Source organism: Pseudoxanthomonas beigongshangi (genome assembly GCF_016820515.1).
GTDB lineage: Bacteria > Pseudomonadota > Gammaproteobacteria > Xanthomonadales > Xanthomonadaceae > Pseudoxanthomonas_A > Pseudoxanthomonas_A beigongshangi.
Map to the genome: position 1 here is coordinate 2,501 of NZ_JADHDV010000053.1, position 2,936 is coordinate 5,436.

Genomic DNA, 2,936 nt, shown 5'->3' on the forward strand with positions numbered 1-2,936 from the left:
ATCAACCGAGATTCCCTGAGTAGTGACGAGCGAACGGGGACCAGCCCTTAAGCTGGAAAGGTTTTAGAAGAACAGTCTGGAAAGACTGGCCATAGACGGTGATAGCCCGGTATTCGAAAAGGCCTTTTCAGTGAAGACGAGTAAGGCGGGGCACGAGAAACCCTGTCTGAACATGGGGGGACCATCCTCCAAGGCTAAATACTCCTGACCGACCGATAGTGAACCAGTACCGTGAGGGAAAGGCGAAAAGAACCCCGGAGAGGGGAGTGAAATAGACCCTGAAACCGTGTGCGTACAAGCAGTAGGAGCCCGCAAGGGTGACTGCGTACCTTTTGTATAATGGGTCAGCGACTTACTGTTCGTGGCAAGCTTAACCGTATAGGGGAGGCGAAGGGAAACCGAGTCTGATAAGGGCGCATAGTCGCGGGCAGTAGACCCGAAACCGGGTGATCTAGTCATGCCCAGGGTGAAGGTGCCGTAACAGGTACTGGAGGCCCGAACCCACTCCCGTTGCAAAGGTAGGGGATGAGGTGTGATTAGGAGTGAAAAGCTAATCGAACCCGGAGATAGCTGGTTCTCCTCGAAAGCTATTTAGGTAGCGCCTCATATGTATCCTCTTGGGGGTAGAGCACTGTTATGGCTAGCGGGACATCGCGTCTTAGCAAACCATGGCAAACTCCGAATACCAAGACGGACTGTATGGGAGACACACGGCGGGTGCTAACGTCCGTCGTGAAAAGGGAAACAACCCAGACCCACAGCTAAGGTCCCAAATTTAGTGCTAAGTGGAAAACGATGTGGAAAGGCACAGACAGCCAGGAGGTTGGCTTAGAAGCAGCCACCCTTTAAAGAAAGCGTAATAGCTCACTGGTCGAGTCGGTCTGCGCGGAAGATTTAACGGGGCTAAGCACTAAACCGAAGCTTGGGGTGCACACTTATGTGTGCGCGGTAGAGGAGCGTTCCGTAAGCCTGCGAAGGTGGCTTGAGAAGGCTGCTGGAGGTATCGGAAGTGCGAATGCTGACATGAGTAACGATAATGCGGGTGAAAAGCCCGCACGCCGAAAGCCCAAGGTTTCCTTGCGCAACGTTAATCGACGCAGGGTTAGTCGGTCCCTAAGGCGAGGGCGAAAGCCGTAGTCGATGGGAAGCAGGTTAATATTCCTGCACCTCGCGTGAGTGCGATGGAGGGACGGAGAAGGTTAGGTGTACCGGGCGTTGGTTGTCCCGGGGAAAGGCGGTAGGTGTGGAACTTTGGCAAATCCGGGTTCCTTTAACACCGAGCACCGAGACGAGCTCTTTAGAGCGAAGTCACTGATACCACGCTTCCAGGAAAAGCTCCTAAGCTTCAGCTCACGAAGACCGTACCGTAAACCGACACAGGTGGGTAGGATGAGAATTCTCAGGCGCTTGAGAGAACTCGGGTGAAGGAACTAGGCAACATGGCACCGTAACTTCGGGAGAAGGTGCGCCCTTTTTGGTGGCTGCATGCGCAGCTGAGCTGAAGAGGGCCTCAGAAACCAGGCCGCTGCGACTGTTTATCAAAAACACAGCACTCTGCAAACACGAAAGTGGACGTATAGGGTGTGACGCCTGCCCGGTGCTGGAAGGTTAATTGATGGGGTCAGCCGCAAGGCGAAGCTCTTGATCGAAGCCCCAGTAAACGGCGGCCGTAACTATAACGGTCCTAAGGTAGCGAAATTCCTTGTCGGGTAAGTTCCGACCTGCACGAATGGCGTAACGACAGCGGCGCTGTCTCCACCCGAGACTCAGTGAAATTGAAATCGCTGTGAAGATGCAGCGTTCCCGTGGCAAGACGGAAAGACCCCGTGAACCTTTACTATAGCTTTACATTGAACGTTGAGTTCGTCTGTGTAGGATAGGTGGGAGGCTATGAAACCATGGCGCTAGCTGTGGTGGAGCCAACCTTGAAATACCACCCTGATGTGCTTGACGTTCTAACCTAGGCCCGTAATCCGGGTCGGGGACCATGTATGGTGGGTAGTTTGACTGGGGCGGTCTCCTCCCAAAGAGTAACGGAGGAGCTCGAAGGTACGCTCAGCGCGGTCGGACATCGCGCACTGTGTGCAAAGGCATAAGCGTGCTTGACTGCAAGAGCGACGGCTCAAGCAGGTACGAAAGTAGGACTTAGTGATCCGGTGGTTCTGTATGGAAGGGCCATCGCTCAACGGATAAAAGGTACTCCGGGGATAACAGGCTGATACCGCCCAAGAGTTCATATCGACGGCGGTGTTTGGCACCTCGATGTCGGCTCATCACATCCTGGGGCTGTAGTCGGTCCCAAGGGTATGGCTGTTCGCCATTTAAAGTGGTACGCGAGCTGGGTTCAGAACGTCGTGAGACAGTTCGGTCCCTATCTGCCATGGGCGTTGGAAGTTTGAGAGGGGCTGCTCCTAGTACGAGAGGACCGGAGTGGACGAACCTCTGGTGTTCCGGTTGTCACGCCAGTGGCATTGCCGGGTAGCTATGTTCGGAAGCGATAACCGCTGAAAGCATCTAAGCGGGAAGCGCGCCTCAAGATGAGACTTCCCGGGGCACAAGCCCCCTGAAGGAACCATGTAGACTACGTGGTTGATAGGTCAGGTGTGTAAGCGCTGCAAGGCGTTGAGCTAACTGATACTAATGATCCGTGCGGCTTGACCATATAACCTCAAGTGGCCTTGGACTCGACGGCAGCGTCGATGAGAATCCAATGCCCGCTACGTCACAAGACCCTATGTGAGACAGGCGCCTCATCCCTTCGGATGGCGACGCTCCAACCGTCTCCCTGGTGAAATTAGCGCTGTGGTCCCACCCGTTCCCATCCCGAACACGGAAGTGAAACGCAGCTGCGCCGATGGTAGTGTGGCTTAAGCCATGCAAGAGTAGGTCATCGCCAGGGGCTTTACCCCAAAACCCCCAGCCAATTGGCTGGGGGT

2 rRNA genes (1 of these 2 cut by a window edge) are annotated in these 2,936 nt (G+C 54.7%); both read left to right on the plus strand.

Annotation, left to right across the window (positions count from 1 at the left end):
* A 23S ribosomal RNA gene (locus IQ458_RS19300) occupies positions 1–2,662 on the plus strand (it extends 217 nt beyond the left edge of the window).
* 122 nt (positions 2,663–2,784) lie between these two features.
* Positions 2,785–2,899, plus strand: a 5S ribosomal RNA gene (rrf, locus tag IQ458_RS19305).
* Positions 2,900–2,936 lie beyond the last annotated feature (37 nt).